The following is a 24254-nucleotide window of genomic DNA, read 5'->3' on the forward strand; positions in this document are numbered from 1 at the left end:
TACCTGTTCTTCCTCCCCCAGGAACGCGCGGCACAGGAAAGCCATTTGAACGCAGCACTCGCACGTCCGCCCACCGTGTACGCGGAGTTCGTCCGGTACGCCGAGGAAAACGGGCGGCAGCTCCAAGGGCATCACCACACCAACTACTGCGTGCCGCTGACCCCCGAGATGGCGTCACTGCTGCGGCAACCGGTGAACGATTCCGTACTGGTGCGCATACCCCGCCCCGACACCCTGCGTGTGGTGTTCAAGACCTGGGCGGACGAGGCGGCGGTGCTCGACGCCATCAGGGGAACGGTGGAGCACGCTCCGGTCTGCCTGGCCCACGACTGGATGACCTCGGCCGTCCACACCTATGTGCAGGGCGTCCCGCTGTCGAAGACCTGCCGTGACGTCGCGAAGGTCGACCGCTCGCTGGTCGCGGCGATGGCCGAGGGGCTCGCCCGGCTGACCCGGGTCGACCGCGACGCGGTTCCGCCGCTGCCGCACGGGTGGCCGAGCCCCCCGGAGAGCCGGGAGTTCCTGCGCACGGTCGTGGAGCTGACGGAGCGGGACGTCAGAAAGCCCAACTGGGACCGCTACCAAGGGATGTTCGAGCGACTCGGAGTGCGGTCCGGCGCCCTGATGAGACTGGCCGGCCGGGTGCCCCCGATGGCCAGGCGGCCGTTCAGCCTCCTCCACGGCGACCTGCACCGCGACAACGTCATCGTGACCCGCGACGGCGATCCGCCGCTGGTCTTCGTCGACTGGGAGCTCGCCTCGTACGGCGACCCGCTGTACGACCTCGCCGTCCATCTCGTGCGCACGGGGCACACCCCGGCCCAGCGGAACGCGGCGATCGCCGCCTGGGCCAAGGCCGTTCGGCAGTGGAGCCCCGAGGCGGCGAACGGGCTGGACGACGACCTGAGGCACTACATCGCGTTCGAGAGAGCGCTGTCCGTCTTCCCGGACGTGATGCGCGTCCTGCACACCCTGGAGCTGCGCCTGCCGAGCGAGCGGCGGCTGAGGGACGCCACGGTCCGGGTGCACGGCGCGCTGACCGTCGCCGCCGGACTGCTCGACATCGACCCGGTGCCGCCGCTGGGCGATGTCTGGTGGCTGCTGAAGCGGTGGACGGAGTTCGTCCACGGCGCCCCGGTCGACCGGGTCCGCCGGGTGCCCGTGCAGTGGCACCCGGACCGGGCGCATCCGGGCCGCCAGGACTTTCCCGACCCGTGCGTGGACAGGGCGCTGGCCGACGAGTGCCGGGCCCCCGAGGGCCGGCGGATGCGGGGCACGCGCCATCTCAACACGGTGGTCGTGTCGCGGGTCGACGGGGCGGACGTCCCGGTGGTGGTGCGCCGCCGCGTGGCGGGACCGGAGCGGCGGAACGATTCGCGGACGCTCGACGAGCACACGGTCCTGCGGGCCCTGGAGGAGGAGGGCGTGCAGGTCCGGGCGCCGCGGGTGCTGGCGCTGGGGGAGGGCGGCCGGCGGCCCGGCGCCTTCGCCGTGGAGACGTATCTGGGCCCGCGTGACGGGTCCGCGCCCGAGCATCCCGCGGACGGCCTGCGGCCGCACGAGGCCGAGAGCGTCGTCGACCAGCTCTACGAGCTCACCAGGGTGGACTACCTGGCCCTCGACCCGACGGCGTCCTCCGACGGTTTCTACCAGCAGCGCGTGGACGAACTCGGCGACCTGGTCCGGCGGCTGCCCGACGAGGTGCGCGCACTGGCCGAGGGACTCGGCCTGCCCGGCCATCGGCAGCTGCACGCCATCCTATCGCGGCACACGGTCGAGCGGCGCACGCCGACCCTGCTGCACGGCGATCTGAACCCGTGGAAGCTGGTGCGCACCCTCGACGAGCGGTTCGGCATCGGCCTCATCGGCTGGGACCGGGCCCGGGTGGGCGACCCGCTGTACGACCTGGTGCGGCACACCTGCCTGGCCCGGACCGACGACCGTCGCAAGCACTTCATGAAGCGCCACTGGGAACGCACACTTCCCCGCCACTACACCCGGGGCTGGCTGTCCGACTGGAGCAAGTACGAGCGCCTGGAGATCGTCCGCGCCGCCTACGAGGACCTCGACCACCTGGTCTCGGGCAGCCACCTGAACGTGCCCCGCGTCCGCACGGCCGTGGAGTCCTACGCCTGGACGCTGCAGGCCGCCCTGGCCGAACTCAACCTCGAACCGCGCCGCGACAATCCCTACCTCCTGCGCGCCCTGCCGCAGTAGCCGCCGGGGGCGGCGGCCGGCCGCGCGTAGGCTCGCGGGCATGAGTGACGACGGTGACGCCGAGATCGGTCTGCGCGAGCGCAAGAAGCGCCGTATGTACGAGACCGTGTCCGAGACCGCCATCCGGCTCTTCGTGGAGAAGGGCTTCGACGCCGTCTCCGTCGCCGAGGTCGCCGCCGCCGCCGAGATCTCCAAGCCGACGCTGTTCCGGTACTTCCCGGCGAAGGAGGACCTGGTGCTGTACCGGATCGCCGATCACGAGGGGGAGGCGGCGCGGGTGGTGCGGGAGGGACCCTCGCCCCTCGAGGCGCTGCGGCGGAACTTTCTGGACGGCATCGAGCGGCTCGATCCCATCACCGGGCTCAATGACCATCCCGCGGTGCTCGCCTACCACTCGCTGGTGTACGGGACCCCGGCCCTGGTCGCCCGTATGCACGCCTACCTGGAGCGTTCGGAGGCCGCGCTCGCCGAGGCGCTGGGCGGGGACCTGGACGCGCGGCTGGCGGCGGGGCAGATCGTGGCCGTACAGCGGATCCTGGCGCAGGAGAACTGGCGGCGGATCTCGGCGGGCGAGCCGGTGGCCGAGGTCAAGGCGGACGCGGTGGTGGCGGCCGAGCGGGCGTTCGGGCTGCTGGAGGCGGGGCTGCCGCCGTTGACGGCTGTGCCCAGCCCCACCATGTGAGATCGGGTAAAAAATTTAACCCGGTCTCATTCTTTCGGTACGCTTGCTGGAATGACGCCGACCGACCCTGCCCTCCACCACACCCTCCGCCAGGAACGAACCCACCACGACCGCTGCCGCACCGCCCTCGCCGGCATGCTCGAAGGCGCCGACGAACAGGTCGTCATCGGCGAGAACGCCTCCGCCTCCGGAGCCGACGCCGAGGTCCTGGGCTACCGGCTGCGCAGCCAGGCCAAGGCGCTGCGCGAGCTGCCCGAGGGCCCGCTGTTCTTCGGGCGGCTGGACTTCACCGACGCAGATCACCAGGCGCTGCACATCGGACGGCTGCGGATCAGCGAGCATCCCGCCGAGCCGCCCCTCGTCGTCGACTGGCGTGCCCCCGTCTCCCGCGCCTTCTACCAGGCCTCGGCCCGGGACCCGCAGGGCGTCGCCGTACGACGCCGCTTCGGCTGGGCGCCGGGCAGCCGCGGCGCCGCCACCGACCTCACCGGCCTGGAGGACGAGCACCTCGACCGCGGCGAGTCCCGCGCGAGCGACATCGTCGCCCGGGAGATCGAACGCCCCCGCGTCGGGCCCATGCGCGACATCGCCGCCACCATCCAGCCCGAGCAGGACGATCTCGTACGGGGCGACCTCGCCGTCTCCCTGTGCGTACAGGGCGCCCCCGGCACCGGCAAGACCGCCGTCGGCCTGCACCGCGCCGCGTATCTGCTCTACACCCACCCGCAGCGCATCCGGCGCGGCGGACTGCTGATCCTCGGACCCAACCGCACCTTCCTGTCGTACATCTCCGAGGTGCTGCCCGCGCTCGGCGAGACCGGCGTGCGCCAGTCCACGCTGCGGGACGAGATCGCCCGGCATCCGGTCGGGGGGACGGACGAGGAGCGGACGGCCGTCGTGAAGCACGACGCCCGGATGGCCCAGGTGCTGCGGCGGGCCCTGTACGCGAGGGTGGGTGGGGGCGAGGGGATCGGTCCGCTCGCCGTGCCCGAGGGGTCGTACCGGTGGCGGGTTCCGGAGGGGGAGCTGCTGCGGATCGTGGCGGGGGTGCGGGCCGAGGAGCCGCCGTACGCCGTGGGGCGGGAGCGGGTGCGGACGCGGATCGTGCGGCGGATCCTGGAGCAGGCGGAGCGGCGGGGCGGGCCGCCGGGCGCCGCGTGGGTGCGGAAGATGTCGCGGGCGCGGGCGGTCGGGGAGTACGTCGAGGCTGTGTGGCCGAAGGTCCGGCCCGAGGAAGTCGTAGGCCGACTGCTCATGGATCCGGACGGGTTGGCCGCCGCCGCCGACGGGGTGCTGGACGCCGACGAGCAGCAGGCGCTGCTGTGGGCGAAGCCGCCGCGGTCCTGGAAGTCGGCCCGCTGGTCGGCCGCCGACCTCGTGCTGCTCGACGAGGTCGCCGGGCTCATCGAGCATCCGCAGGGGTACGGCCATGTCGTCGTCGACGAGGCGCAGGACCTGTCCCCGATGGAGTGCCGGGCGATCGCCCGCCGGGCCGCCTTCGGGTCGGTGACCGTGCTGGGGGACCTGGCCCAGGGGACGACGCCGTGGGCGGCGCGCTCGTGGCGGACGGTGCTGGCCCATCTGGGCAAGCCGGACGCGGCGGTCGTACCGCTGACGGCGGGGTTCCGGGTGCCGGGCGCGGTGCTGGAGCTGGCCAACCGGCTGCTGGAGCGGGTGGACGTGGAGGTGCCGGCGGCCCGTTCGCTGCGCGGGGACGGGGAGCTGCGGTTCCGGGCGGCGGACGGCGATCTGCCGGGCGCGGTGGTGGGCGCCGTACGGGATGCGCTGGGCCGGGAGGGATCGGTCGGGGTCGTCGCCGCCGACGCGGACGTGGCCCGGGTGCGTCAGGCGCTGGCGGCGGCCGGGATCGAGGCCGGGGGCGCGCAGGAGCTGGGGGCACGGGTGGCCGTCGTGCCGGCGGGTGTGGTCAAGGGGCTGGAGTACGACCATGTCGTCGCTGTGGAGCCGGCGGCGATCGTGGCGGGGGAGGAGCGGGGGCTGCGGCGGCTGTACGTGGTGGTGACGCGGGCGGTGGCGGGGCTGGAGGTGGTACACGGAAGGCCACTGCCGTGGTGAGCTGTTCCGGACCGTCCGCGCCGGCGTTCATCTCCTGGCGTATCAGGGCCAGTTCGCGGAAGGAGCCGGGTGTCTTCCGGGACCTCACTCGGAGGCCGGGCGACACCCAACTCGCTCACGGCACAAGGCCGATCCGGCAGTCGTGGGCGGACGGTAGCGCAGCCCGCCCGCCGAGGGTGATCCTGTCTTTCGATGCTCCTTTTCCTCGACGTCGACGGAACCCTGGTCCCCTTCGGGGCGGAACGGCCGTACCCGCGGTACGAGCCGCCCCGCACCCTGCCCGAGCCGGACGCCCACCCCCTGCTCACCCGGGTCGACCCCGCCCTCGGCACCCGCCTGGAGCGGCTCACCGCACTCGGCGTCGAGCTCGTATGGGCCACGACCTGGATGGACGACGCGAACACCGCCCTCGCGCCCTGGCTCGGCCTGCCCCCGCTGCCCGTCGTGGACTGGCCGGAGGAGGACGCGGACCCCTCGCTCGGGCCCCGCGCCCCGCACTGGAAGACCCGGCCGCTGGTGGCCTGGGCGGCGGGGCGGCCCTTCGCCTGGGTCGACGACGAGATCACCGACGTCGACCGCGCCTGGGTGGCCGCCCACCACCCCGCGCCCGCCCTGCTCCACCGTGTCGACCACCGCTACGGACTCACCGACCGCGACTTCGCCGTACTGGAGGAATGGCTCACCGCCGGGAACGGCCCAGCAACTCGGTGACCCGCATGAAGCCGTCCGTCCCGTGGCCGAGCCCGACGACCCGGCGGGCCTGGCCCTCGGCGGCGCGCAGCACGGCCGCCTCGATGCCGTGGGACTCGGAGGCCTCGACGATGTGGGCCATGGAGGAGACGGCGGAGGTGACGGGGTTGAGTTCGCCGGAGTAGGTGCCGTCGTCGACATCGCCCGCGAACTCCTCGAAGAGCGGCGGCAGGATCGCGCCGATGCCCTGTGCGAAGGGGGCCAGTTCCCGGGCGGTGATGCCCTCGGCCCGCGCCACGGCCAGGGCGTGCGCGTAGCCGGCCATCGCCGTCCAGAAGATGTCCAGCAGGGCGATGTCGTAGGCGGCGGCCCGGCCGATGTCCTCGCCGAGGTGGGTGTGGGTGCCGCCGAGCGCGTCCAGGACGGGCCGCTGCTCGCGGTACAGGTCCTCGGGGCCGCTGTGCAGGAACACCGCGTCGGACGTCCCGATGGTGGTGGTCGGGGTCATGATCGCGCCGTCCAGGTAGCGGATCCCGTGCGCGGCGGCCCAGTCGGCCGCGTCCCGGGCGCGGGCCGGGGTGTCGGCGGTCAGGTTGACGACCGTACGGCCCTTGAGCGCGTCGGTGACGGCGTCCTGCCGCAGGACGGCGTCGGCGGCGTCGTAGTTCACCACGCAGACGACGGTCAGCGGACCGGCGGCGACGGCCTCCGCCGCGGACGCGGCCGCTGTGGCGCCGCGGTCGAGGAGTTCCCCGTCCCGCCCCGGCGTGCGGTTCCACACGGTGACCCGGAGGCCCGCGTCCAGGAACGCACCGGCCAGGGCCCGGCCCATCGGCCCCAGACCGAGGACGGTGACGGCGGGCTCGTCGGCGTATGTGGACATGACTCAACTCCCTGTAGGGTGACGATAATTGCTGACAAAAGGGGTGGGTTTGATGAGGGACGGACATGGCGAGGGATGGGCATGACGAGTCGGCGCCATGACCCGAACGTCTGCGGGGTGACCGCCGCGATCTCGGTGATCGACGGCAAGTGGAAGACGTCGCTGCTGTGGCTGCTGGAGTCCGGCCCGCACCGCCCGGCGGAACTGCGCCGCCGGCTGCCGGGCCTCAGTGAGAAGGTGCTGACCCAGGCGCTGCGCGAGATGGAGACGGACGGCCTGGTGCACCGCGAGGTGTACGACGTGGTGCCGCCGAAGACCGTCTACTCCCTGACCGGCTTCGGCCGCGACCTGGCCGAGGCTCTCGGCCCGCTCTCCGACTGGGGCCACCGCCGCCTGGAGCGGCTGACCGGGGCCCGGTCGGCCTCCTGACCCGTACCCCACCTCCGTCCGCCGCCTCGTCGATCACCCACATCAAGGGTCGGACGGCGGGGCGGTGCTGCCAAGTACCCACAAATAAGTGGGTGTCGGCGCCGCCCTGGCCGGGGCCTGGGTGGCGCTAGAGGACGCGGAGGTTGGCGAGCGGGATGTTCCACTCGTTCCGCTCGATGTTTCCATGGCCGTCCCGAGCCGCGGCCGGTACCGCGACCAGCATCAGCCCGGCGACGACAGCGGCCAGAACGGCGGCGACACGACGCTTCACGGTTCCTCCTCGACGACGCCCGTACCGACCACCCTGCGCCGGGCACCCGGCCCCGCCCGCCCGGACACGCCGCTCGGCCCGCGGGTTCAGCCGCTCGGTGGCGGCCCGGCTCAGCAGAAGTCGTACGCCACCCAGTCGGCGAGTCCGCGATAGCCGAGGCGCTGGTAGAGGGCGTTGCTCGTGGGGTTGGCCACGTCCGCGAACAGCACGACGTCCTTGGCGCCCGCGGCCAGCGCGGCCCGGCTCACCTCCGCCGTCACGGCGCCCGCGTAGCCGTGACCGCGCAGATGGGCCGGGGTGTAGACGACGTCCACCTGGATCTGGCCGCCGATCAGCGGGTTCATGCCGGCGACGGAGACCGGGGTGCCGTCCGGGGTCTCCCAGAGCGTGTAGCGCTTGTCGGCGTAGCGCGTGCCGGCCCAGGAGCCGGCGTCGATGGAGACGTCCTCCCCGACGGCCTTGGCGAACTCGCCGCACCAGAACATCACCTGGTCGAGGTCCTGCTCGCCCAGCAGCCGGGCCCGGCCCGCCGGCAGCGGCCGCGGTGGGGTGAGCGTGCCGAGGCGGTAGAGGCGGACTCGGGTGCCGCGGAGTTTCGGCGTCGCGCCGGTGCTCCGCTGCCAGGCGTCGGCGAAGGCGGTGGCGGTGCCGAGGTCCCCGCTGGCGGAGGGCAGGGGATGCCCGAGGGCGGCCAGCCGGGCGGCGAGGGTGTCGGCCTGCTCGGGGGTGAGCGGGGAGAGACCCAGACCGCCGGGTGGGAGGTGGTAGAAGCTGCCGTGGACCTCGCCGGCCCGCTCCAGCACGCCGAATACGGGAGCCTCGGCGCCGAACGCGGTCGCCCCACGGGTGCGCACTCTCTCGGCCCACGTGAGCTGCATGACGTGGGTGCCGGGCCGGGAGCGCAGGAAGTCTCCGGCGCGGGCGAGAAAGTCGTCGACGTCTTCGGTGAGGTACCAGTCGTCCAAGGCCATGCCTCACCCTTCCCCGGCAGGACCGCGCGCTCACATCAACTGGGCGGCCGGGGGGTGCTCCAGCGCGGCGTACGTCAGCTCTTGACGGCCTCTGCGATCTGCCGGGCGGCCTCGGCGGGCGTGAGGTGCGTGGTGTCGATGACCTCGGCCTCGTCGTGCAGCCATGTGCGGGCCGCCTCGGCGTAGGGCTCCAGGTACTTGAGGCGGAAGGAGGAGTTCGGGCCGACAACGGTGTCTTCCGCGATGCGCCCGCGCAGGGTGTCCTGGTCGGCGTGGAGGACGAAGTGCCGTACCGGGATGGCATGGTGGGCGAGGCCCGCGCTGATCTCGCGCCAGTACTGCTCGACCAGGACGGTCATGGGCACCACCAGAGTGCCGCCGGTGTAGTCGAGTACGCGCCGGGCCGTCTCGACCACGAGCGGCCGCCATGGAGGCCAGTGCTGGAAGTTGTCCGTCCCGGGCAGCCCCGGCTTGATGTCCATGAGTGTCTCGCCGACCTTCTCGGCGTCGAATACCCGTGAATCCGGGAGGAGCCGCTGCACGAGCGGACTGGTCGTCGTCTTGCCCGCGCCGTGGGTGCCGTTGAGCCATACGATCACGGAACCCGAGGCTAGCGCTGTGCGGGCCGTGGGAACGGGCACGGCGGAAATCCGATACGGCGGCTGCGGCGTTTCCCGGACGGTGTCAGCCGGGCCGAGCAGGGCGTCGCCGTCGGCCGTGCCGCCGTGGCGGAAGGCCGTCGAGGACGCGGCGGGCTCTCGCCGGGCAGGCGGGCCGTGTCCTGCGCCGTTCCGGGCCAGCACCTCAACCGGTGCGCCGGTCGCGTGACGTCGCGCGGCCAACTGCTGCGCACAGGCGCGGGCGAAGGTTCGCTCGCTCTGCTCGTACCGGCCATGGATCGCCGCGGATCGCCACGGCCCGTCACCTGGCCCGGCGGCTGCCAGGTGGGTCGTCCAGCGGGACTAGGTGTACCCGGTCATGACTTTGGTGACAGTCGGCTGATTGGTGGCTGGCCGCCGAGCGCGGTGTGTCGGCGGCCAGTGTTGTAGAACTGCAGCCAGGGTGCGAGTGCGTCGGCGCGTTCGGTGTTGCTGGCAAAGACCTGGTGGTAGGCCCATTCGGCCTGCAGGGTGCGGTTGAAGCGTTCGACCTTGCCGTTGGTCCATGGGCAGTGGGGCCGGGTGAACTTCTGCTGTGCGCCCAGGGTTTGGCAGGCGTCGCGGAAGGAGCCGGAGGTGCGGTAGTTGCGGGCGTTGTCGGTCATCACGCGCTCGATGCGGGCGATGCCGTGGCCGGCGAAGAACGCGGCCGCGCGGGTGAGGAACGCGGCGCAGGTGACGCCTTTCTCGTCGGCCAGGATTTCGGCGTAGGCCAGGCGGGAGTGGTCGTCCACGGCGGCGTGCACGTAGTCGTAGCCGATGCCGCGGCCGCGGACGTCCTCGCTGCGGCCGTGGGCGCGCCAGCCGCCGCCGTCGGGGATTTTGCCGAGCTTCTTCACGTCCACGTGGACCAGGCCGCCTGGCTGGTTGTACTCGTAGCGTGCGGCGCTTTTGCGCACCGCCCGGATGACCTGCCCGGTGAGCGGGTCGCAGGCTGCCAGGGGCGGCATGTGGTGGCGGCGCAGGATCCGGGTCACGGTCCGGGCCGGAACCCCGGTGGCCTCGCTGATCTGCTCGGGTCCCCGGCGCAGGCGTCGGCGGGCCTGAAGAACACGCTCCTCGACCTCGGCCGGCGTGCGTGTGGGGCAGGTGCGGGGGCGGCTGGAGCGATCGTGCAGCCCCGGCCAGCCCTCGACCCGATAGCGATTGACCCAGCGGTGAGCACACTGCCGGGAGACTCCCAGTTCCTTGGCGACGTGCGCGACCGGGCGCCGGTCGAAGACAACGCGACGCACCAGCAGGCATCTGCCGTGAAAGGTCAGCCGGGCATTAGCGTGGGCCACCAGGACCTCCGAGGTGAGTGAAGACGGCAATCTCCACTACGCCCGGAGGTCCCTCCATGATCAACAACCGGTAGCGGGCGTGTCACCAACCTCCCGGCCGAGTACAACTAGGGCAGCGGGTGTCCGCGCCAGGTCCACGACAGGGGCACGGGCGTGACCACCACGTCCACGCGCGGCTCGTGCACCTCGGTGAGCGGCGCCGTCCCGGCATCCTCGGGCACCCCGAGGATGGCGACGCGTCCGGCCCCGCGAGCTCGCGGCAACCCCACGACCGCGACGAGCGTCTCCAGCGGCACCTCGCAGATCCCCTCCGGTCGCGCCGGCCCACCCGTGCCGTCAGCCGTGCGTGCGGAAGATCCGGTCGAGGTGGTGGTCCAGGACCGCGGCGGCGTACTCCGGGCTGCGCTGGCCGACGAGGATGCTGGTGCCCAGGCCCGCGGACATGGCAAGCAGGCTGACTGCTTCCAACCGCGTGTCCAGACCGGGGTCGAGCAGACCCGCCTCTCGCGCCTGCTGGAGGAGTCCGGCCACGGCGTCCTCGGCGGCGTCCGGGTTCTTGATGAAGGGCTGGGCGGCGAGGGCCGGGTCGTTGACGGAGAGGACCGCGTACGAGGTGTAGAGGTGGTGGAAGGTGCGGCTCTCCTCGTCGGTCGGCAGGGCCGCCATCAGCACTGCCTCCACCGTCGCGCGCGGGCCCGGGCTGTCCCCGGCGGCGCGGACGCGGGCGGAGACCCGTTCCCTGAATCTCTCCGTCAGCTGCTCCAAGCCGAAGAGCAGCAACTTCTCTTTCGTCTCGAAGTAGTACTGCACGAGCCGCAGTGACACACCCGCCTCCGCGGCCACGTCGCGCATCCCCACGGCGTGCAGGCCGCGCCGCCCGGCGACGCGGACGAGCGCCTCGGCGATCTGGGTGCGCCGTTCCGCGTGATCCACGCGCTTGGGCATCGTCCGGTCCTTTGCTCCTAGGGCTCCTGGAAGCTTTTGATGATACAGCCGTACCAGGTCTCGCGAGCTTTTCATGGTACGTTCGTATCACGAAACCGAGCCCCGGAGGTGGCCGTGCCCGAGACCACTGCGCGTACCCAGGCCGATGTCGGCCGCTATGTGAGCGACGCCTGGCGTGAGCGTTACTTCGCGGCCTGCGACGCGGTCTACGCGCTGGGCGCACCGGCCCTCGCGGAACAGGACGTGGAGACCTCTTTCGGCACCACCCACGTGTACCGCTACGGCCCCGCCGAGCCGGCGGCCCAGTCCCGCACCCCGGTCGTACTGGTCCATGGGGCGGGCTCCTGCTCCGCCATCTGGTACCCGAACACCCCCGACCTCAGCGCCGAGCGCCCTGTCTACGCCCTCGACACCCCCGGGGACCCCGGACGCAGCGTCCAGCGCGCCCCGCTTCACCGGCCCGAGCACGCCGCGCAGTGGCTTGAGGAGACACTCGCCGGGCTCGGCCTCGACCGCGTCCACCTTGTCGGCACGTCCTACGGCGGCTGGCTCGCGCTGAACCAGGCGCACCGCAGGCCGGACCGCCTCGCCTCGGTCACCCTGCTCGACCCCGGTGGCCTGGAGAAGGTGGGGCCGCGCTTCTTCGTCTGGCTGTTCGTCAGCCTCTTCGCGACCTTCGCGCCCAAGGCGCTGCGTCCGCGCCTCGCGGCCTGGCTGGAGCAGCCGGTCCTCGTCATGCCGGAGCTGCGCACCATGATCAGGACGGCTGTGCGTGCCTTCCGCATCCGCCGCCCGTCTCCGCTGCCCCTGTCCGAAGACGAACTCTCCACCATCCGCACCCCGCTCTACCTGGTACTCGGCAAGCGCAGCCTCTTGCTGCACCCGCACCGGCAAGTGGAGCGCGTGCCCCGCCTGATACCGGGCGCCCGCGCCGAGATCGTCTCCGGCACCGGCCACGGCCCACAGATCGACCACGCGAAGGAGACCAACCGCCGGATGCTGGACTTCATGGCCTCCGTCGACTGAGGGACGACGGGCGACGCCCCTTCCCGGAAGTTCCCGGCGGCGTTCGGAGCCGTTCTGCTCGGATCGCGCCTCGGCGATGGTGATGGCTTTGCGGGAGCAGGGGTCCAGGCGATGCGCTCGGCCGCTTGGGAGGCGCCCGTGCTCAGCCGGGTGCCGAACGACCCGTGGCTCAGTGCTTGAGTCGGCCCCGCTCGGCGGTGGCCGGCTCTCTCACCCGTGTGCCGATAGGACGTCGCGGAGAGTGAGGGGGAGGCGGCCGGTCAGCTGGGTGTAGTCGTTGCGCACTCGATCCCAGCGCTGCTCGCGCACCGAGGCGAACATGGACGAAAAGGCGTAGAGCCACCAGGGATCCAGGCCGGTCGCCGCCGTCTCGGCACAGTACGTGTCAGCCGGGATGTCCACGTAGGCGACAGGCGTCTCCCACGCCTCCGCCGTGATCGAGGCGATGCCTGCCAGGTCCACCGACTCGGGTCCCGTGATGTCATGGTGACGACCGGTCGGCTCACCCAGCGCGAGTGCGGCGAGGGCGCGCGCCACGTCGTCGCGCGCCACCAGGGAGACCCGGCCATCCGCTGCCGGAAGCCTCAGCAGCCCGGTCGCACGCGCCTCGGTGAGCCAGCTCCGGAAGAACTCCATGTACAGCGAAGCCCTGGCGAACGAGCATGGCACGCCGGAGGCCAGAAGCAGATCCTCGGTGAGCCGGTTGACCACCGCGTAGCAGAACGGGGACGCCGGGTCGGCGTCGACGCTGCTCAGCGCCGCGACATGACCGACGCGCTCAGCCGCCGCAGCGGCGACGACGTTGCGGTGGTGCAGCAGCACCCGGGCATCGGGCCCGTCACTGGAGATGAAGACCAGCACGTCCACGCCCTTCAGCGCCGCACGCAGAGCGGGCAGATCGGCGTAGTCGGCAACGGCGACCTCCACCTGCGGCGGCAACGCGTCCGCAGGCGGCTTCCGCCTGGTCATCGCTACCACGTCCACGTCGGCCCGGCCCGCGAGCAACCGCACCACCCGCCCGCCCAGGCTGCCAGCCGCCCCCGTCACCGCGATGCGCATCGTCGCCCCCGTCGCCTTGTCGTCAGTCACACAACCGTAGGCAGTCAGGCGCGGCAGCGGCACGGCCCAGTGTCCCGTCTCGCTGAAGTTGAGGCAGGGCAGCGCTCTGACCTGGGGTGCTTCAGGCTGAGCGAGACGTTGGATATTCGTCGGTCTCGCTCAAACTGAGGGATTCCGTCACGAGCCCCTGGGCTTGTGAGCAGGAGGAAACCTTGCTGGCCCTGCAAAGGTTCCTCGCTCTCGTCGGATGTGCGGACCATCTGAGCCCAAGACGCTGGCTTGCTCATCAGGTGTTGACGTGTTCAGGGGACACGGACTGCTGGCTGAGCTAGGGCTGACTGTGTGCGAAGAGGACCGCCCCTGGAACGCTCTCGTCGAGGTCGAGGAGCATGTGGGCCTCGACCGTGAAGCCAGCATCGCGAAGCCAGGTTGTCACTTGATCAGGTTGGCGGCGGTGGACGTAAACGTTCATCGGGTGACCGCCGTAGCCCTGCGTCTTCAGCCTCGACTCGTCACCGACGTGGAAGCCGACCAGCAGTTGTCCACCAGGGCGTAGCACCCGGTGGAAGTGGCTGAAGACCGTGGGCACGGCATCGTCGGGGACGTGTATCAACGACCAGAAGGCGAGCAGGCCGGCGAGCGAAGCGTCTGCGAGGTGGAGATCCGTCATCGAGCCGACTTCGAACCGCAGGCTGGGGTGGTCGCGCCGAGCGAGGTCGATCATCGCGGGTGAAAGATCGATGCCGAACGCGTCCACGCCCAGCTCGTGCAGGTGAGCGGTGACGTGTCCAGGTCCGCAGCCCACGTCCGCCACCGGCCCGCCGCTGGTGGCGTGCACCAACTCGGCGAACAATGCCAGAGCTGCTCGAAGGTAGGGCTCCCCGGCCAGAGCCTCGCGCAGCTGGTCGGCATAGCTGACCGCGACCGTGTCGTAGGACGCGCGGGTGTCTGCTAACCACTGGTCCGTGTTCATGCCTCGACACAGTAGCCCCAGTGATCAGGATGTCGTGCAGAGTCGGTGTGACGGATGATCACCGCTGACGAACCCGAACAAGTCCGTGAGGTCCTTTCGTCCCTGACGCCGGACAGGTAGCGCCTCGACCTTCGACCGCGTGGTGTTTCACCGTGCATGAGAGGGGGTGTGTCGCAGAAGTCTGCGCATGATGAGTGGAGGCCACCACTCTGGCGTGCCGGGTGCAGCCGACGCCACCCGCATCAGTTGACGTTCCTGTTCGTCCATCCGTTCATTGATCCTTTCCGCGACCCGTGTGATTTCGCTTGTGAACCATGGGATGGCGGTCGTTCTCAGCCGTCGTTCGGGAGGCAACCGCCGCTCGAACTCTCGGTGAAAGAGCTGAACATCGCGGGGGCTGCCGAGAGCTCGGTGGCGCCAGACCGGAGACGCGTAGATCCCCAGGACTTCGACGAGGTCTGGCAGGAGAGCGGCCTCGCGCATTGCGTAACTTCGGCGAGCAAGGGGCTTGTTGGGAGCGATGAGGTCGAGAAGGCGTTCGGTCCTGTTGACGGCATATCCGTGCTTGGCCAGCTCGCGCCAGAAGTCGACGCATTCCTGGTAGGCAGCGAGAACCCTTCGGGGTGTCCGCCGTCGAAAGAGCCGATGGAGTCTCCGCTGCGCATGGACGATCTCAGGGGCCCGGTTGAGGCTGAACTGTCCGTCGATGGGACCGGCGAAGTTGGCCATGTAGTGCCCGTGGTGGGTGCCCGTCCATCGGCGGTGTTTGACACAGAGGTGATGGTGTCCACTGATGACCCAGATTTCGACTTTCCAGTCGTCCTGTCCGGTGCGGGCCGCAACGCAGGGATGGCAGGCCCAGCTGCGGGCGAGACCTTCGTACTGCTCGTGGGGCCAGGGGCCTGGAGTGGCCAGCTCGGGCAATTTCCGCATCAGCAGAAGAGGGGCCTGCCCGCTGCGCGTGGCTAGGAGTTTCACGTTGTCTTGGGGCGATTCCGCTGTGTAGAAGCGGCGGAGTATGCGTTCGGGCGGCAGCCTGTTGAGCAGGGCGAGCCGTGCAATGTAGGATCGCAGGGTCTCGTTCGGGAAGGGGGTGGTGGTCAGGGGGAGCGGCCAGGCTGGTCCGTAGAGGTCCGCGGAGGGGGTCATGCCGATGTCCGGTAGGCGCTCTCGCTGGCGTGGTCGACGTGAATGGTGTGCAGCTGGCGGCGGGTGATCCGCTCGCTGCCGTCGAGGATTGCCGAGATGGCGGCGGCCCGGATCAGGTGAGAGAGGCTGCCGATCATGCCGCCGGTGCGTTGGTGGAGGTAGGCGTGCAGCTTGGCCAGGGTTCCTGGAGTGTGGTGATGCAGGCGGAGGGTGTCCTCCATGGTCGCCACCAGCCCTTCCCACTCCGCTCCGGGCGGGAAGGGGCCGGTGTGCAGGAGTGTGCAGCGGCCAGCGATCTGGCCGCCCCGGATTCCGGTGAACAGCCCGGAATGCTCGACGTCGATGCCCGCATAGACGAATGTGGCGGGCAGGTGCTCGGTGAAGTACTTCAGATGGTCGGACAACTCCTCACCCGCGATGGTGGCGAGGTTCATCAGGTGGATCTCATCGACCAAGACGAGATCGGTGCGGGCCTCCGTAAGCACTTGGCAGACGGAGCTGGTGATGTCGGCGGTGTTGTGCCTGGGGGAAATGGTCGGCAGCTTGAGGAACCGGGCGAACTCCAGCGCGAGCTTGCGGGCCGAACCCTTGGGCGGGGCTGTCACATAGACCACCGGGATGCGCCGGCTGTCTCCGTAACGCTGCCGGATGCGAAGCTCGTGTAGGCGGCCGAGTTGCCGCAGTGCGGTGGTCTTCCCGGTGGTGCGCTCCCCGGAGATGATCAGGCCGCGGCGGGCGCCGTGCTCGCGCCGGTTCAGCAAGGTCAAAAGGCGCCCTTGGTGGGCGACCTCTTTGACAGTGGAGGTGCGCACGACCTGGAGTTCGGAGTGGTAATCAATGCGGGCCTCGTCGTAGTCGGCGCGCGCTTCGTCGTCCATGGACTCCCACTGCTTGGGCGGGGCGAGATCGAAGGTCGCGAGGTCCTTCTCGACGAAGCGGCGCCAGCCGCTCAGGGAGGTGGGCGGTTCGATCCGCTCGTCGTCGCCCGCCGGTGGTTCGCGTTCGTCGGGGGTGTTCACCGCCATCGTTTTGCCTCCTCACGGGCGTCGAAGATGCCCAGTGGCACCACCTTGGCCACCTCCTCGTTCTCCTCGGCGGCTTCGGGATCCGGGTCCGGTTCGGGCTGGGGTGCCTGGTTGGCCGCCGGCAGTTCGGGACGGGGCCAAGTGGTGGTGCTCGTGGCACGGGTGCGGGCGGCGACCTTGCGGTCGCGCCGGTTGACCGCCCGGCGCCTGCCCTTGCTCTGGCCTGCGGACCGCTCGGCTCCGCCTTCGGGACCGTCGGCCGCGCGGTCCAACAGCTTGACGGCGGCCTGTGCGACTTCCTCCTCGTGCGGTCGGCGTCGTTCGCGTTCGGTCAGTACTTGGTGGGCTCGGTCGAAGACCAACTCGCCCATCGGGACCGGAGAAGTGCGCAGGTGGCGCCAGGTCGTGGTGATCCACCCTTGGCCGCGGTGGTTGCGTACCCAGACGCAGGAGATGTCGTAGGGGTCGTAGTGGACTTCCCATCTCTTGCCGTCCGGCCCTGCCCCCGAGGGCTGTCTCCGGTAGGGTCTGAGTTCGCGGGCGTCGTAGGTTCGGTTGTTGATCCGCACCCCGCCGGCGCCGATGACCCGCCACTCGCGCGGCATGAGCTTGATGTACTCCTCTGGGCTGAGTGCGACTGGGACGTATCCGGCCGCCGACACCAGCGCGGCGTACTTCTCGTTCGGAGTCAGCGGACGGTCCGGCATCAGCGGGTCGCGCAGTCCGTCATGGGGCCTGGTCTGCCAGATGGCGACGACCCATTCCTGCAAGAGTTCCTGGAGTTCGTGGATGGACCAGGCTGCCTGCGCGGCCGGGTCTTTGCCGCGCGTCTCCGCGCTGCGGCCGGTGTAGCCGGCCACGTACTGGGCGAACATCGTCGCCACCGAGCCCAGCGTTCGCTCGACGTGCGGTTTGTCAGTCGGGGTGTCCGGGTGCGCGGGCTGGAACGAAATCCCCAGGTGGCGGCAGGCGTTGCGGAAGTTGTCCGAGATGTATGCCTTGCCGCGGTCGCTGACCACTGTCTCCGGGACGATCACTGGTTTCGCGGCGGCCTGGGCCAGCCGCTCGTCCAGCGGCAGCAGTGAGGTGTAGGGCAGCACCGAGCGTGACATGCGCAAAGCGTCCGACCAGCCCGGCCGCATCGGCTCCGGCGTCATCGCGCGCGCCAGCAGGAGCGCGGCGTCCACCGCCTTCGTCGACGGCCGCAGCACCACCGCCGTCAGTGTCCTGGTGGCCACGTCCACCAGCCCAGTCAGCTCGCAGCGGTCCACCTTGCCGTCGTCGTGGATCACCATGATGTCCAGCGGCGTGGAGTCGATCTCCATGACCTCGCCCGGCCGGGCCGCTGTCAGCTGTCCGAACATCCGCTTCGGCTGCTTGCCCAGCGAGCGGCGAGTGCGTGCCGACCCCAGCAGATGCCGTCCCGTCGAAACCGCCTCCAGTAGCCGGTAGAACGCGGCCCGCGACGGCATCATCACCGCTCCGGCGCCGTGCTCGGCCGCCAGGAGCCGTTCGACCTTGCGCCGCAGCACCTGCGCGGACACCGTCGCCTCATCGGTCCGGCTGTTCACGACCTGCTCGATCGCGGCCACCACCCGCGGATCGGCCCGGCTCGTGCCGGTGGAGGGCTTGACCAGCCGCCGGTCCACCAGCCCCGCCACCCCCTCGCGCTCGAAACGGGTCCGCAACCGCTGAAGGGTGCTCAAAGACACCTCCTCACCGGCCTCGCGCAGCTCGGCGAGCTTGGCCAGCTCCCGCTGGCGCACCGAGTGCACCTCCGGGTCGTACTCGCGCCTCACGGTCGTGCCAGGAGTCGCGTCCGGGCGGCCCGTCATCAGCTCGGTCAGGTGCCGCTGCCACCAAAGGGCCCGCTCCGCCACCTCCTCGGGCAGCCCGTCCAGCACTCCCTCCTCGGGCAGCGGCGGCCGGGCCGGGCCGGTGCTGAGCACTGCGAAGCCCTCCGAAGCCAGCAGATGCCCGAGCAGCACGACGCTCGCCGCATGGGCGTCATCGACCAGGCGAACCGATGTGCCGTGCAGGGCGGCGACGGTGTGCTCACGCCCGTCGTAGTGGACCCGGTCACCCAGCGACAGCAGCCGCGGACGCGTCGACATCCCAGCCCACCCCCTTCACCGCCGCAGGCACCAGCCGCACCAGCGACGCGGCTGACAAGCGCTCCGTCCGCAGTTCCGTCGTCAACTCGTGGTGCCAGAGCAGGTGGTAGAGCACCGGCAGCACCGCGAGCGGATCACCGACCGCCCGAGCACCCGCCAGCAACCCCAGTGGCTCGCTGAACACCGCCCGCAGAGCGTCGGCCACTGGTTCCCGCCGCACTCTGGGATGCCGGTAGCCCGACAGCCACCGCAGGTTCGCCACCGACACCGGATCGAGCACTCCGAGCCGTTCATAGCCCCAGCCGACCCGGGGGCAGGCCGCAGCCGTCGCTGCGAACTTCGCCGCGTCCTCGGGCTCGATGCGCTCGTCCGGACGCACATCCAGCACCACGGCCGTGCCGTCCCGTCTGCGCACGAAGTAGTCCGGCGTGTGCCTGATCCGCCGACCCCGGCCGCCGTACCGCCACGACAGCCGGAACGGCTGTGAGGCCACCGCCACCACGTCCGGCTCGGCATCCAGCCGCATCAGGTGCCCGAGTTCCGCCCGGGACTCGTAACCCACCAGCTCGGAGCAGGTTGCAGCCCAGTACCAGCCGGGGAAGTTCCGCTGCCCGCGGTACGACGGGAACGCACGCACCTGCCCGGCCGCCTCGAAAAGGGTCGGCCACATCACCTCAAGCGGCCCGCCATGCACCTCACCTCGGGCGTCGGTGTACTCCAGCCAGAATTCCTCCGCCTCCACCCGCCACCCTCACTCGGCGCTGACCAGGTGGAACGACCGTAGGGGGCGCAAGAAGCCAGAACCTCAGATTGATCGAGACGTCACACCAGATGCCCGAGATTGAGCGAGACGTGCGGGCGGATGCCTCACGATGACCGGGACTGCCTCAACTTCGCAGAGACAGGTCACTCAGGCTCAACACGATGTCGACGTGTCGTGGCGCACTTTTGCAAGCAGGCGCTTGCAATAGTTAGCGGAGATGCGGCAAGCTGGAGGCATGGCATCGCTCAACGTCGGCAATCTCGGTGACTATCTGCGCGAGCAGCGGCGCAACGCGCAGCTGTCGTTGCGGCAGCTCGCCGATGCCGCCGGGGTGTCCAATCCGTATCTGAGCCAGATCGAGCGCGGGCTGCGCAAGCCGAGCGCGGAGGTGTTGCAGCAGGTCGCCAAGGCCCTGCGGATCTCCGCCGAGACGCTGTACGTCCGGGCCGGCATCCTCGACGCCGAGCGGGACCGTGACGAGGTGGAGACGCGCGCCGTCATCCTCGCCGATCCCACACTGAACGAGCGGCAGAAGCAGGTACTGCTCCAGATCTACGAGTCCTTCCGCAAGGAGAACGGGTTCGGGATATCCCCCGAGGCGGAGGAGGCGGTGGCCGAGTCGGTCAAGGCCGTCGGGCTGGACCTGGACTCGCCGTCCCCGCCGAGCGACACCGAGGGCGCCGACACGGCCGTACGCCGCAGCCGTACGCCCCGCGAGAGCGGCACGGATGCCGCGGAAGCCACGGCCGACGGCGGCCGTAAGTCTCCCGCACGCCGTACTCGCACCACCCGCACCACCCGCAACACCGGAAAGACCCGCACCACCCGCACCACCCGTACGTCCGACGGCAGCGACGCCGACCCGGAGAACCCGACCGACCCCCAGCAGTCGGACGGCTGACCACGCACCGCCCGAGCCGCCGCACGCACGACGCGCACCGGCGTCGGCACGCGGCAGGCAGCAGTCGTCAGAAGTCAGCAGTCCGGCAGGCCGCGGGGACCCAAAACCCTCACTGAAAAGCAACCCGGGAGGACCACCACCATGGCCATCGCCGACGACCTGCGTAAGACCCTCAGCGACCCGACCCCGCTCTACTTCGCCGCCGGCACCGCCGACCTCGCCTTCCAGCAGGCCAAGAAGGTGCCCGGCCTGGTGGAGCAGCTGCGCGCCGAGGCGCCGGCCCGGTTCGAGGCCGTTCGCAACACCGACCCGAAGGCGGTCCAGGAGAAGGCCACCCACCGCGCCAAGGAGGCGGGTGCCAAGGCCAAGGAGGCGCAGGAGACCTTCCAGACCAAGGTCAACGAGTTCGTCAGCAACCTGGACGCCGACGTCAAGAAGTTCGGCAGCAACCTCGACGCGGACGTCAAGAAGTTCGGCAGCAACCTCGACGCCGATCTGAAGAAGTTCGGCGAGAGCGCCCAGGACTTCGCCCTGCGCACCCTCGGCGTCGCCGCCGAGTACGCCGTGAAGGCCCGTGAGACCTACGAGAAGGTCGCCGAGCACGGCGAGCAGGCCGTGAAGACCTGGCGCGGCGAGGCGGCCGAGGAGATCGAGGAGCTCGCGGTAGCCGTCGAGCCGAAGGCCGAGCCGGTCGAGGCCAAGGAGGACAAGGCCGAGACCAAGGCGGCCGAGCCCAAGCCCGCCGAGGCCAGGCCCGCCCCGGCGAAGAAGGTCACCGCCAAGAAGGCCCCGGCGCGCAAGACCACCGCCAAGAAGACGACCCCGCCCGCCAAGTAACACGGACGGGTGAAAAGGGACCGTACGGCACGGGCCGGGCACTCGGGGAGTGCTCGGCCCGTTGTTCGGGTAGCGGTCCTGCGGTTGCGGGTACGGTGACCGCGTGGATACGAGCCGAACCGGGTGGTGGACGTTGTGCTGATGCAGGGCTTCGCGGGGTTCATGTGGCTGCTGAGCATGGCCCTGATCCTTTTCAGCGGCTTCGCGCTGATTGACGCGGCCATCCGCCGCGAGGACGCTTACCGAGCGGCCGACAAGAAGACGAAGCCGTTCTGGCTGATCATCCTCGGTCTCGCCTTCGTGGTGAACCTGATCTTCAACATCCTGTCGTTCCTGCCGATCATCGGCCTCATCGCGACGATCGTGTACATGGTCGACGTCCGGCCCGCGATCAAGGGCCTCCCGGGCGGCGGTCGCAGCAGAAGGGGCTCAAGCAGCGACGGCCCGTACGGCCCGTGGAACGGGGGACGGTAACGCCCTGGGGGGCGACGACGTAACCCCCAGCGGGGAGCCGTTCAGACCCCCCGGTCCAGCAACAGCACAGCCACGTCATCCGTCAGCTCACCGCCATTGAGGTCCCGAACCTCATTGACGGCGGACCGCAGCAGCGCCTCCCCGCGCAACCCCTCGGAGAGCTGGCGGCGGACCATCTCCACCATGCCGTCCTGCCCGAGCCGCTCCCGTCCCTCGCCGATACGCCCCTCGATCAAGCCGTCGGTGTAGAGCATCAGACTCCACTCCGCCCCCAGCTTCACCTCCATGCGCGGCCACCGTGCCCCGGGCAGCAGACCGAGCGCGGGCCCGTTGTTGTCGTACGGCAGCAGCTGCGCCGGCCGCCCGGGCCGGGCCAGCAGCGGTGACGGATGCCCCGCCAGGCACAGCCCCGCGCGGCGGCCGTCCGGTGCGATGTCCACCGTGCACAGGGTCGCGAAGATCTCGTCGTCGGCGCGCTCGTGCTCAAGGACCTTCTGCAGCGTCCCCAGCAGCGCGTCCCCGCACAGCCCGGCCAGGGTCAGCGCCCGCCAGGCGATCCGCAGCTCCACACCGAGGGCGGCCTCGTCCGGCCCATGCCCGCAGACGTCGCCGATCATGGCGTGCACGGTGCCGTCGGGGGTCCGCACGACGTCGTAGAAGTCCCCGCCCAGCAGGGCACGCGAACGCCCCGGCCGATACCGCGCGGCGAACCGCAGCGACGAGCCCTCCAGCAGCGGCGTCGGCAGCAGCCCGCGTTCCAGGCGCCGGTTCTCCTGCGCCCGCATCCGGCCCTCGGCAAGCCGCCGCTCGGCGGTGTCGGAACGTTTCCTCTCCACGGCGTACCGGATCGCCCGGCTCAGCAGCCGCCCGTCCAGCTCGTCCCGGAAGAGATAGTCCTGAGCGCCCACGCGTACCGCCTCGGCGCCGCGCTCGGCGTCGCCGGAGGCGGTGAGGGCGAGGACGGCGTGCCGCGGCGCCAGCTCCAGGACGTGCCGGAGCACGGCCAGCTCGTCCTCGTCGGTGTCCCGGCCGGACGCCGACAGGGCGAGGTCCAGCAGGATGCAGTGGACGTCGTCGGTGAGCAGCCGCTCGGCCTCGGTGAGGTTGCGGGCGGTGCGCACCCGGATGGGCTTGCCGGCCGAGTCGAGCAGCTCGGGCACGAGCGCCGAGCCGGCGGGATCGTCCTCGATCAGCAGCAGGGTCAGGTTGGCAGGGGTGGTGTTCTCGACCGTTTCTTCCTTACGCGGGGCCACCTCCGGGGAGGTGCCGCCTGGGGACGCGGCCGGCGCCTGACCTGTCTCCACGGCCGGGATCGCTCTCTGCCGCGGTACGGGTACGGGCATCGTCTTGAGTTCCTTCCCTCCCCCCGAGGGCATGGTGGGAACGAGGGGCCTCGATCCACCGACGGGGACCATAGCGGTTGTCGGCGCCGCAACGGAATGGCGTGGAGCACGCCATATGGTCGCTGGCCACTGTCATATGCCGCGTTCCCTACCGCAGTTGGACAGGCCGACGGAGCGTGGGGGATGACGAACGTCACGTCGGTGCGGAGTTTGAGAGGGAGATGACGTGGGGCGGGTCACGTGGCGCGAGTCACGTGACGCCCGTCCCAATCCGCCCTGAATCCTCATGCATCGGGCCGAACCACCCCGAGGATCCGCATCGACCCGGCCCCCGCCACCGTCACCGTCCGCCCCGGACGCGGGGCGTGGATGATGGCGCCGTCGCCGACGTACAGGGCGACATGGCTGGCATCGTCGTTGTAGATGATGAGGTCGCCGGGCCGCATGTCCTCGATGTCGATGCGCCGCAGCTGCTTCCACTGCTCCTGAGAGGTCCGCGGAATCCCCTGCCCCGCGCTCGCCCAGGCCTGCGACGTCAGCCCCGAACAGTCGTATGTCCTGGGCCCCTCGGCGCCCCATTCATACTGTTTGCCCAGCTGCTTGGTGGCGTACTCGACGGCCTTGCGTCCCGACTCGGACGCCTCGCCCTTGACGTCGTCGAGGATGCCGGAGTCCAGCCAGTCGCTCTGCGCCTTGTGGGCGGCCTCCTCCTCCAGCTTGGCGAGGCGCTCCCGCTCCTCCTTCTCCAGCTGGGATTCGAGCTGTTCGGCCGCCTTGATCCGCTTCTCGATCCTCTTCTGGGCGGTGGCCTTGGCCTTGCGTCCGGCCTCCAGCTTCTGCCACTGGGCGGAGGCGTCCTTGGCGTACTGCTCCAAGTCCTGCTGGGTGCGGGTCATTTCCCCCAGCAGCCCCTTGGCCGCCCGCTCACCCTGCAGCACCCGCCGCGCACCGTCGAGGAACGTCTGCGGATCGTCGCTGAGCATCAGCCTGGCCTCGTCGGGCAGTCCCCCCGAGCGGTACTGAGCGGCGGCCGCGGCTCCGGCGCGCTTCTTCAACTCGGCGAGCTTCTCCTGGCCTTCGACGATCCTCTTCGCCAGCGACACGATCTCGGCGGACTGCTTCTCGGCCGCCTCCTCGGCGGCGTTGTACTCGTCGGTGGCGACGGCCGCGTCGTGATAGAGCTCGTCGAGCTTCTCCCGGACGACCTCGAGGTCCTTGTTGGAGACAGCGGCCGATGAAGAGGGCGTCGGGGACGGTGAGGGAGCGGCGAACGCCACACCAGGAGCCGCCCCCAGTACGGTGACCGCGCAAACGACGGTCACGGCCGCGGCGATCAGACCGCGCTTGCCCGTACCCATACCCGTGCCCCCAAACTGATGTCCCGTCAGTAACTTATGAGCGTCCGGGGGATCGTGCCATGACGGCGCGCAAAGTGACAGAGGTCTGCTTCCCCCCGTTCCCTCCCCGTCATGACGATCTCCCCG

At 70.6% G+C, this 24254-nt stretch carries 24 protein-coding genes; 10 read left to right on the plus strand and 14 right to left on the minus strand.

Translation table 11 applies throughout. The features are described from left to right. The first annotated feature begins 45 nt into the window (after positions 1 to 45). The 4 genes from IM697_RS03055 to IM697_RS03070 all read left to right on the plus strand — a co-directional run bounded on the left by IM697_RS03055 (position 46) and on the right by IM697_RS03070 (position 5686). Positions 46 to 2217, plus strand: a complete 2172-nt coding sequence (locus tag IM697_RS03055; RefSeq protein ID WP_194044438.1) for an aminoglycoside phosphotransferase family protein — start codon at positions 46 to 48, stop codon at positions 2215 to 2217. A gap of 40 nt (positions 2218 to 2257) precedes the next feature. Next, on the plus strand, positions 2258 to 2899 hold the full coding sequence (locus IM697_RS03060) for a TetR/AcrR family transcriptional regulator (protein WP_194044439.1): 642 nt from the start codon (positions 2258 to 2260) through the stop codon (positions 2897 to 2899). 51 nt (positions 2900 to 2950) lie between these two features. Then, the gene (locus IM697_RS03065; protein ID WP_194044440.1) at positions 2951 to 4975 is read left to right on the plus strand and encodes a HelD family protein; all 2025 of its coding nucleotides are present in this window, start codon (positions 2951 to 2953) and stop codon (positions 4973 to 4975) included. A gap of 192 nt (positions 4976 to 5167) precedes the next feature. After that, on the plus strand, positions 5168 to 5686 hold the full coding sequence (locus IM697_RS03070) for an HAD domain-containing protein (protein WP_194044441.1): 519 nt from the start codon (positions 5168 to 5170) through the stop codon (positions 5684 to 5686). On the opposite strand, the gene IM697_RS03075 is transcribed toward IM697_RS03070, so the two are convergent. Further along, entirely contained in the window at positions 5655 to 6548 is an 894-nt protein-coding gene (locus IM697_RS03075; RefSeq protein ID WP_194044442.1) for an NAD(P)-dependent oxidoreductase, read from the minus strand. The genes IM697_RS03070 and IM697_RS03075 overlap by 32 nt on opposite strands. An 81-nt stretch (positions 6549 to 6629) precedes the next feature. Between IM697_RS03075 and IM697_RS03080 the strand changes: the two genes are divergently transcribed. Further along, positions 6630 to 6977: a winged helix-turn-helix transcriptional regulator gene (locus IM697_RS03080; protein ID WP_194044443.1), complete on the plus strand. Its 348-nt coding sequence runs from the start codon at positions 6630 to 6632 to the stop codon at positions 6975 to 6977. A gap of 127 nt (positions 6978 to 7104) precedes the next feature. On the opposite strand, the gene IM697_RS03085 is transcribed toward IM697_RS03080, so the two are convergent. The 6 genes from IM697_RS03085 to IM697_RS03110 form a co-directional block, all read right to left on the minus strand. Beyond that, positions 7105 to 7248 carry a hypothetical protein gene (locus tag IM697_RS03085; RefSeq protein WP_194044444.1) on the minus strand — a complete coding sequence of 48 codons (144 nt, stop codon included), beginning with the start codon at positions 7246 to 7248 and terminating at the stop codon, positions 7105 to 7107. A gap of 110 nt (positions 7249 to 7358) precedes the next feature. Then, a complete protein-coding gene (locus tag IM697_RS03090) occupies positions 7359 to 8219 on the minus strand; it encodes a GNAT family N-acetyltransferase (protein WP_194044445.1) in 861 nt (286 codons plus the stop codon). Between the two features lie 74 nt (positions 8220 to 8293). Further along, positions 8294 to 8818, minus strand: coding sequence for a P-loop nucleotide/nucleoside kinase family protein (locus IM697_RS03095; RefSeq protein ID WP_194044447.1), 525 nt, complete (start codon positions 8816 to 8818; stop codon positions 8294 to 8296). A gap of 377 nt (positions 8819 to 9195) precedes the next feature. Next, positions 9196 to 10161, minus strand: coding sequence for an IS481 family transposase (locus tag IM697_RS03100; RefSeq protein ID WP_194049558.1), 966 nt, complete (start codon positions 10159 to 10161; stop codon positions 9196 to 9198). A 107-nt stretch (positions 10162 to 10268) separates the two neighbouring features. After that, positions 10269 to 10457: a hypothetical protein gene (locus tag IM697_RS03105; RefSeq protein ID WP_194044449.1), complete on the minus strand. Its 189-nt coding sequence runs from the start codon at positions 10455 to 10457 to the stop codon at positions 10269 to 10271. A gap of 40 nt (positions 10458 to 10497) precedes the next feature. Further along, complete coding sequence (locus tag IM697_RS03110) at positions 10498 to 11106, minus strand: TetR/AcrR family transcriptional regulator (RefSeq protein WP_194044451.1); 609 nt, start codon at positions 11104 to 11106, stop codon at positions 10498 to 10500. 114 nt (positions 11107 to 11220) lie between these two features. On the opposite strand from IM697_RS03110, the gene IM697_RS03115 reads away from it, so the two are divergent. Next, positions 11221 to 12132: an alpha/beta fold hydrolase gene (locus IM697_RS03115; RefSeq protein WP_407699599.1), complete on the plus strand. Its 912-nt coding sequence runs from the start codon at positions 11221 to 11223 to the stop codon at positions 12130 to 12132. Between the two features lie 210 nt (positions 12133 to 12342). Here the strand turns inward: IM697_RS03115 and IM697_RS03120 are convergent, their stop codons facing one another. Together IM697_RS03120 and IM697_RS03125 are read right to left on the minus strand one after the other, a co-directional pair. After that, entirely contained in the window at positions 12343 to 13221 is an 879-nt protein-coding gene (locus IM697_RS03120; protein ID WP_194044454.1) for an NAD(P)H-binding protein, read from the minus strand. 298 nt (positions 13222 to 13519) lie between these two features. Continuing rightward, positions 13520 to 14164 carry a class I SAM-dependent DNA methyltransferase gene (locus IM697_RS03125; RefSeq protein WP_194044455.1) on the minus strand — a complete coding sequence of 215 codons (645 nt, stop codon included), beginning with the start codon at positions 14162 to 14164 and terminating at the stop codon, positions 13520 to 13522. 246 nt (positions 14165 to 14410) lie between these two features. Between IM697_RS03125 and IM697_RS03130 the strand changes: the two genes are divergently transcribed. After that, the gene (locus tag IM697_RS03130) at positions 14411 to 15133 is read left to right on the plus strand and encodes a hypothetical protein (RefSeq protein WP_194044456.1); all 723 of its coding nucleotides are present in this window, start codon (positions 14411 to 14413) and stop codon (positions 15131 to 15133) included. Positions 15134 to 15309: 176 nt separating this feature from the next. Here the strand turns inward: IM697_RS03130 and IM697_RS03135 are convergent, their stop codons facing one another. Genes IM697_RS03135 through IM697_RS03145 form a run of 3 tightly spaced genes read right to left on the minus strand, consistent with a single transcriptional unit; the run spans position 15310 to position 19194 of the window. Then, entirely contained in the window at positions 15310 to 16338 is a 1029-nt protein-coding gene (locus IM697_RS03135) for a TniB family NTP-binding protein (protein WP_194044457.1), read from the minus strand. Beyond that, the gene (locus tag IM697_RS03140; RefSeq protein WP_194044462.1) at positions 16329 to 18452 is read right to left on the minus strand and encodes a Mu transposase C-terminal domain-containing protein; all 2124 of its coding nucleotides are present in this window, start codon (positions 18450 to 18452) and stop codon (positions 16329 to 16331) included. The genes IM697_RS03135 and IM697_RS03140 overlap by 10 nt, the downstream gene beginning before the upstream one ends. Continuing rightward, entirely contained in the window at positions 18418 to 19194 is a 777-nt protein-coding gene (locus tag IM697_RS03145; RefSeq protein ID WP_194044464.1) for a TnsA-like heteromeric transposase endonuclease subunit, read from the minus strand. The genes IM697_RS03140 and IM697_RS03145 overlap by 35 nt, the downstream gene beginning before the upstream one ends. 256 nt (positions 19195 to 19450) lie before the next feature. On the opposite strand from IM697_RS03145, the gene IM697_RS03150 reads away from it, so the two are divergent. From IM697_RS03150 to IM697_RS03160, 3 genes are all read left to right on the plus strand, one after another. Continuing rightward, positions 19451 to 20116: a helix-turn-helix domain-containing protein gene (locus IM697_RS03150; protein WP_194044466.1), complete on the plus strand. Its 666-nt coding sequence runs from the start codon at positions 19451 to 19453 to the stop codon at positions 20114 to 20116. A gap of 141 nt (positions 20117 to 20257) precedes the next feature. After that, a complete protein-coding gene (locus IM697_RS03155) occupies positions 20258 to 20953 on the plus strand; it encodes a hypothetical protein (RefSeq protein ID WP_194044468.1) in 696 nt (231 codons plus the stop codon). A 141-nt stretch (positions 20954 to 21094) separates the two neighbouring features. After that, entirely contained in the window at positions 21095 to 21427 is a 333-nt protein-coding gene (locus IM697_RS03160) for a DUF2516 family protein (RefSeq protein WP_194044470.1), read from the plus strand. A gap of 41 nt (positions 21428 to 21468) precedes the next feature. Here IM697_RS03160 and IM697_RS03165 read toward each other — a convergent pair whose 3' ends face one another. Together IM697_RS03165 and IM697_RS03170 are read right to left on the minus strand one after the other, a co-directional pair. Further along, entirely contained in the window at positions 21469 to 22770 is a 1302-nt protein-coding gene (locus IM697_RS03165; protein ID WP_194044472.1) for a PP2C family protein-serine/threonine phosphatase, read from the minus strand. 284 nt (positions 22771 to 23054) lie between these two features. Further along, on the minus strand, positions 23055 to 24128 hold the full coding sequence (locus IM697_RS03170; RefSeq protein WP_194044473.1) for a C40 family peptidase: 1074 nt from the start codon (positions 24126 to 24128) through the stop codon (positions 23055 to 23057). Between the last annotated feature and the right edge of the window lie 126 nt (positions 24129 to 24254).

The organism is Streptomyces ferrugineus (assembly GCF_015160855.1).
Taxonomy (GTDB): Bacteria; Actinomycetota; Actinomycetes; order Streptomycetales; family Streptomycetaceae; genus Streptomyces; species Streptomyces ferrugineus.